The organism is Aquabacterium sp. (assembly GCF_021768455.1).
Lineage (GTDB): Bacteria > Pseudomonadota > Gammaproteobacteria > Burkholderiales > Burkholderiaceae_C > Aquabacterium.
The window spans coordinates 1-6,387 of record NZ_JAIZVX010000192.1; the positions used below are offsets into that span (position 1 = coordinate 1).

5 protein-coding genes and 1 pseudogene are annotated in these 6,387 nt (G+C 67.8%); 4 read left to right on the forward strand and 2 right to left on the reverse strand.

Features of this window, described 5'->3' with window-relative positions; all coding sequences use genetic code 11:
- Positions 1-502: pseudogene (locus QZ994_RS18060) on the reverse strand (hypothetical protein); the annotation flags it as partial.
- Between the two features lie 195 nt (positions 503-697).
- Entirely contained in the window at positions 698-1,750 is a 1,053-nt protein-coding gene (gene selD / locus QZ994_RS18065) for a selenide, water dikinase SelD (protein WP_290876897.1), read from the reverse strand.
- Between the two features lie 45 nt (positions 1,751-1,795).
- Here selD and mnmH point away from each other — a divergent pair, with 45 nt between their 5' ends.
- From mnmH to QZ994_RS18085, 4 genes are read left to right on the forward strand one after another with little or no spacing between them, the layout of a single operon-like run.
- Positions 1,796-2,845, forward strand: coding sequence for a tRNA 2-selenouridine(34) synthase MnmH (gene mnmH, locus QZ994_RS18070; protein ID WP_290876900.1), 1,050 nt, complete (start codon positions 1,796-1,798; stop codon positions 2,843-2,845).
- Between the two features lie 14 nt (positions 2,846-2,859).
- Entirely contained in the window at positions 2,860-3,603 is a 744-nt protein-coding gene (locus tag QZ994_RS18075; protein ID WP_290876903.1) for a phosphonate ABC transporter ATP-binding protein, read from the forward strand.
- Positions 3,590-5,296 (forward strand): ABC transporter permease, encoded by a 1,707-nt coding sequence (locus tag QZ994_RS18080; protein ID WP_290876907.1) that lies wholly within the window; start codon positions 3,590-3,592, stop codon positions 5,294-5,296. Before QZ994_RS18075 ends, QZ994_RS18080 begins: the two co-directional genes overlap by 14 nt.
- 31 nt (positions 5,297-5,327) lie before the next feature.
- Entirely contained in the window at positions 5,328-6,209 is an 882-nt protein-coding gene (locus QZ994_RS18085; RefSeq protein ID WP_290876910.1) for a putative selenate ABC transporter substrate-binding protein, read from the forward strand.
- The last annotated feature ends 178 nt before the right edge of the window (positions 6,210-6,387 follow it).

A 6,387-nucleotide genomic window follows, 5' to 3' on the forward strand; every position in this document is an offset into this window, starting at 1 on the left:
CGTTGGCGAATGCCAGCAAGGCGCTGCTGTAGCGCTTGTCGTCGAGCATCAGGAAGGATGACGGGATCTCGTGGTTGTCATGCACGCAGCGGGTTGGCAGGGGAGTGGGTTCGCCCAGGTAGGGCTCGTAGGGGTTGAAGCGGCGCAGCGCGGCCTGATCTGAGGGCAGGCGGCGGGCGTGGCTGATCGCATGGTATGCGGCCACCTGGGAGCGCATCAAGGCAAGCTCAAGCGCCTGCGCATCGGCCAAGCCCTGCAAGGTCTGGGCGCGATTGAACTGGTCGGCGTCAAGCTGGCTTTGGCCCCATTGGGTGAGCCAGTAGAGCGAGAGCAAGACGGGGCGCGGCGCATCCTGGGATGCGTGCCAGCGGCGCACCGTGCGAACGTCAACCCCCAAGGCGCGGCCAAGGTTCGTCGGGTGTGGGTCGCCCAAGTCGGCGACGGTCTGCGCCCAGGTGGGAAGGCGGGCGGGGAGGCTGGACAGAGTGGGCTTTGTGGACATGGCGCGATTGTGTCGGGTTTGTCACACGAGCGGCGCGGCGCGGCGGTTTAGCCGTTTACGGGCGCCATCGGTCCACCCAGGCCCGAAAACACCCAGGGGGGACGGTGGCGACACTTGCACCGATGTATATTATGTCAACTTACGCCAGCGAAAGAAAAGCCCGCGTCTCCACGGGCTCTGTCAGCACTGGCTGAGTCAAATGAACCGCAGCCCTGCCACATCACCGTCGCCGGGCGACACCAGGCGGCCGATCACACGGGCATGCTCGAAGCCCTGGTCAGCAAAAGCCGCCAGAACGTCATCCACCGCTTCAGGGGCGCAACTCACCAGCAAGCCGCCGCTGGTTTGCGGGTCGGACACCATGGCCTGCATCCAGGCCTCACCCGACACAGGCCAGGTCACCTCGCTGCCATAGGCCGCCCAGTTGCGGCCTGAAGCCCCCGTCACGATGCCTTGGCGCGCAAAGTCCGCTGCCTCGGCAATCAGGGGCAGATCCGCCAAGGGCACCTCGGCCACCAGGGCCGAGCCTCGGCAGATTTCAAGCAGGTGCCCGGCCAGGCCAAAGCCGGTCACGTCGGTCATGGCGTGCACGCCAGCCAGCCCGCCCAAGGTGCTGCCCACACGGTTGAGTTGGGTGGTGTGGCGAAGCATCTGTGCGTACCCCGTCTCGCCCAGCAAGCCTTTTTTGAGCGCGGCAGACAAAATGCCCACCCCCAGCGGTTTGCCCAGCACCAGCACATCGCCCTCGCGACCATCGGCATTGCGGCGAACGCGATCAGGGTGCACCAGGCCCATGGCAACCAGGCCATAGATGGGCTCGAGCAGGTCGATGGAATGGCCGCCGGCAATCGGGATGCCTGCTTCACGGCAGACTTCGGCGCCACCTTGGAGGATGTCGCCGATCACCTCGGGGGGCAGTTTGGCAATGGGCATGCCGACCAGGGCCAGCGCCATGATGGGCGTGCCGCCCATGGCGTAGATGTCGGAGAGCGCGTTCGTGGCCGCGATGCGACCGAAATCTCGCGGGTTGTCGACGATGGGGGTGAAGAAATCGGTGGTGGCGACCAGGGCCTGGGTGTCGTTCAGGCGGTAAACGGCCGCGTCATCGCTGGTTTCCAGGCCCACCATCAGCTCGGGTGGCACCAGGCCTTGAGGGGCGCGTGACAAAATCTCGGCCAACAGGCCGGGTGCGATCTTGCAGCCGCAGCCACCACCGTGCGAAAACTGGGTCAGAGCAATGGAAGTCATGTGTCAGGGTAAGTTCAAGGCGATTGTGCCAGCCGGGGCCCGCCCGTGAGCCCGCGCAACCCGACGCTGGTGACCGATCGCCACGCCTTCGATTGCATCATCGATGCCCGCTCACCCTCGGAGTACGCGCTCGACCACATCCCCGGGGCCATCAACTGCCCCGTGCTGGACGACGAAGAGCGCCGCATCGTGGGCACGCTCTACAAGCAGGAGGGCGCCTTCGAGGCCCGCCGTGTGGGCGGCGCCATGGTGGCCGCCAACCTGGCTCGCCACCTGCGCGAGCGCTTTGCAGACATGCCCCAGAACTGGCGCCCCCTGGTCTACTGCTGGCGCGGCGGCATGCGCAGCGGCTCCATGGTGACCTGGTGGCGCATGGTGGGTTGGGACGCCCAACAGCTGACCGGCGGCTACAAGCGCTGGCGCCAGCATGCCATCGCGCAGATCGAGGCCATCTGCCCTCGCCTGCCGTTGCAGGTGATCAGCGGCGCCACCGGCAGCGCCAAGACGCGGGTGCTGCACGCCCTGGCAGAGCGCGGCGCCCAGGTCCTTGACCTTGAAGGCCTGGCCGGCCACAAAGGCTCGCTGCTGGGTGCCGTGCCCGGTGTGGAGCAGCCTTCGCAAAAGGCCTTCGAAACCCAGCTCGTGACCCAGCTGGAAACCTTCGACCTCACGCGCCCCGTGTTCGTCGAGGCCGAAAGCCGCAAGATCGGCCGCATCGCCCTGCCCACGGTGCTGGTGGAGCGCATGCGCGCCAGCCCCTGCATCGAGATCGAGGCCTCGGCCGACGACCGCCTGGCCTTCCTGCTGCGCGACTACGCCTACCTGGGCGACAACGGCCCTGCCCTCGCCCGCCGCTTCGAGCCCATGACCGCCCTGCATGGCAAAGAGGTGATCGCCCGGTGGCAAGGCTGGGCGCTTCGTACCGAACTTCCGCCCCTGTTTGCGGAACTGACTGCCCTGCACTACGACCCGCTCTATGCGCGCTCGCAGACCCAGCATTTCCATCGCTGGCCCGAGCGCCGCGCCGTTCAGGCCCAAGGGCTGGACGAGGCCGGCATCGCCAGATTGGCCGAGCAACTGATGGGCATGGTCTGAACATGGTCCACAGCGTGCAACTGCGGCAGGTTGGCCGCCAATGGCAGTCTCAACCGGTGCTGCAAGACATCAACTTGCGCGTCGAGCCCGGCGAGCGCATCGCGCTCATCGGCCCCAGCGGCGCGGGCAAATCCACCCTGATCCGGCTGATGGCCGGTGCCTTGCGGCCCAGCGGCGGCACGGTCCAGGTCGATGGGCAGGATCTGGCCGGACTGAGCTGGCGCGCCCTGCAGCGACACCGTTCGGGCTGCCGCATCGTCGAGCAGCTCAACATGCTGGTGCCCCAGGCCACGGTGCACGCCAACGTGGTCTCGGGCCTGCTCTCGACCTGGCCGTGGTACCGCAGCCTGCTGGCCGCGCTGATGCCGGTGGAGGTGGCGCGCGTGACCGCCCTGCTGGCCTCGCTCGACATGGCTTCGCACCAATGGGACCCGGCGGGCTCACTCAGCGGAGGGCAGATGCAGCGCGTGGCCATCGCGCGGGCCTTGATCGCCAACCCGGGGCTCTTGCTGGCCGACGAACCGACGGCCTCGCTGGACCCGAACACCGCCCGCGCGGTGACGCGCCTGATCGTGGAACAGGCGCGCGCACGCGGCATGACCCTGGTCTTTTGCACCCACTGGTTCGACATCGTGCGACGCGACTGCACCCGTGTGATCGGCCTGCGCAAAGGCCGCGTGCTCTTTGACGGCCCGCCCGAGGAGGCCGACGAGGCCCGCCTGGCCCAGCTTTACGCCGGCAGCCATGAACGCATCTGAACGGGGCGTGCCCGAAGGCCTGGCCCGTGCCCGCCGGGCGATGTGGCAACGCAACCTGGTCTGGCTGCTGATCGGCCTGTCGGGCTGGCTGTGCCTGCACCTCACGGGCGCCGACCCCGGCAAGCTCTGGGACGCCGACGGCGTGCGCAATGCCGCCGACATTTTCTCCGGCCTGGCCCACCCCGACACCTCGCCCGACTTCCTGGCCCGCGTGCTCACCCTGTCCATCGAAAGCCTGCTGATCGGCGTGCTGGGCACGGTGATGGCCGTGGTGCTGGGCATGGGGGTGGCCTTTTTCGCCATCCGCGTGCCCGAATTGCCCGAGCCGCCCCGCACGCCACCCGCCTGGCAGCTCGGAAGCCTGGCAGCGTTGCGCTGGCTGGCTCGGCTGCTGCTGAACGTGTGCCGCTCGGTGCCCGAGATCGTCTGGGCCTACGTGTTCGTGCGCCTGATCGGCCTGGGCCCAGGCGCCGCCGTGCTGGCCATCGGGCTGACCGTGGGCGGCAACATCGGCAAGCTCTACGCCGAACTGGCGGAGGCCGTCGATCCGCGCCCTGTGCAGGCCCTGCGTGCCACGGGCGCCTCACGCTGGGCGGTGTTCCTGCACGGCGTGCTGCCACAGGTGGGCCGGCAGTGGCTGGGCTACGCCCTGTTCTGTCTGGAGTGCAACATCCGCATCGGCACCATCCTGGGCGTGGTGGGCGCAGGCGGCCTGGGCAGCGAAATCGCCCTGAGCCTGCGCTACTTCGAATACAACAAACTGGCCACCACGCTGATGGCCGTGCTGGCCTTCGTGGTGGTGCTGGAGTGGCTGAGTGCGCAGTTGCGCCAGCGTGCGCTGGCCTGGTCGGTGGGCCTGGCGACCCTGGGCTCGGCCTGGGCCCTGCACCAGCTCGACATCCCCTGGGCCGACCTCTGGCACAGCGACGCACCGCCCCTCTTCACGCTCGATCACCTTGCGCCCGATGCCGTTTTCCTGCGCACCGTGGGCGCCCAGGTTGGCGAAACCCTGATGATGGCCTGGGTGGCCACCCTGCTCTCGGCGGGTCTGGCCTTTGTGCTTGCACCCCTGGCCGCCACGCCCCTGATGACCGGCAGCTACCTGGCCGACCCGCCCCGCTTCGGCTGGGCCACGCGCCTGCGCCGTCAGGCCGGGCTGTGGGGCAGCCGCGCCTTCCTGCAAGGCACCCGTGTCATCCCGGAGCTGACGCTGGCCCTGGTTTTCGTGGTCTGGGTGGGCGGTGGCCCACTGGCCGGCATCCTGGCCATCGCGGTGCACAACATCGGCGTGATGGGCCGGCTCTTTGCCGATGTGCTGGAAGAGGTCGAGCCCGGGCCACCCGCCGCCTTGCAGGCTCAGGGTGCCGGCACGCTGGGCACCTTCCTGTTTGGCGTGCTGCCCCAGGTGCGGGCCCGGCTGGCGGCTTTCACGCTCTACCGATTCGAGGTCAATGTGCGGGCCACGGCCATGGTGGGCTTCGTCGGTGCAGGCGGCATTGGCGATGCGCTGAACACCGCCATCAGCCTCTTCCACCTGCGTGACCTCACCCTTTTGCTGCTGACCATGCTGGCCCTCGTCGCCGTGGTCGACGCCCTGGGAGACCGGCTGCGCAGCCGCATCCTGAACGGCCCTGGCCTGCGCGAGCGCACCCGCCAACGCACCATGCCCGAACACCTCCGCGCCCTCTCCTGACCTTTTTCCTCTTTGCCTGAAAGCGTCCCTCATGCTGAAACTGCCACTGCCCCGCGCCCTGCGCCACCTCCCTGCCCTGCTGGCTTCGACCCTGCTGATGCTCCAGAGCCAGACCGTGCGCGCCGAAGACGTGATCCGCGTCTCCGGCATCCCCGATGAAAACCCGACCGAGCTGATGCGCAAGTACCAGCCCCTGGTGGACCACCTTCAAAAGCACCTGGGCGTCAAGGTCGTCTATGTGCCGGTGATCGACTACGGCGCGGCCGTTTCCGCCCTGGGCGCCGGCAAGATCGATTTCGCCTGGCTGGGCGGCTTCACCTTCGTGCAGGCCAAGGTCATGTCGGGCGCCAGGCCCGTGGTGATGCGCGACATCGACCGCGAGTTCCACAGCGTCTTCATCGCCAACACCGCATCCGGCATCAACAAGCCCGAAGAGCTGCGCGGCAAGAGCTTCGCCTTCGGCTCCAAGAGCTCGACCTCCGGCCACCTCTTCCCCCGCCATTTTCTGAGCACCCAGTTCAAGATCGATGCCGACAAGGACTTCGCTGGCGCCCCCCTGTACAGCGGTGCCCACGACGCCACGGTCAAGATGGTGGAGTCGGGCAAGGTGCAGGCCGGCGCGCTGAACATCGAAGTCTGGAACCGCCTGGTCGCGGCCGACAAGTTCGACAAGACCAAGGTGAAGGCCATCTGGACCACCCCGGCCTTCGTGGACTACGTCTGGACGGCCCGCAAGGACCTGCCAGCGGCCACCGTTCAGAAGTTCGCCAACGCCTTCCTGAGCCTGCAGGCCAGCCGCCCGGAAGAAAAGGCCGTGCTCGACCTGCAGGGGGCCAAGGCCTTCGTGCCGGCCAAAATGGAAGACTTCGACGTGATCGAGCAGGTGGGCCGCTCGACCGGTCTGCTCAAGTGAGCCGGGCCCCCTGTTTGCACGGAGCGCCCCGCGTCCGGGGGCTGACGCTAGGGTAAGCAGGGAGCAAACGGGGTATCGCCACACCGTGCAATCACTTACGATTTTGCCGGTGCCCCCGACATGACCACAGCCTGTCGGGGGCACCGGCAAAATCGTAAGTGATTGCACGGTGTGGCGA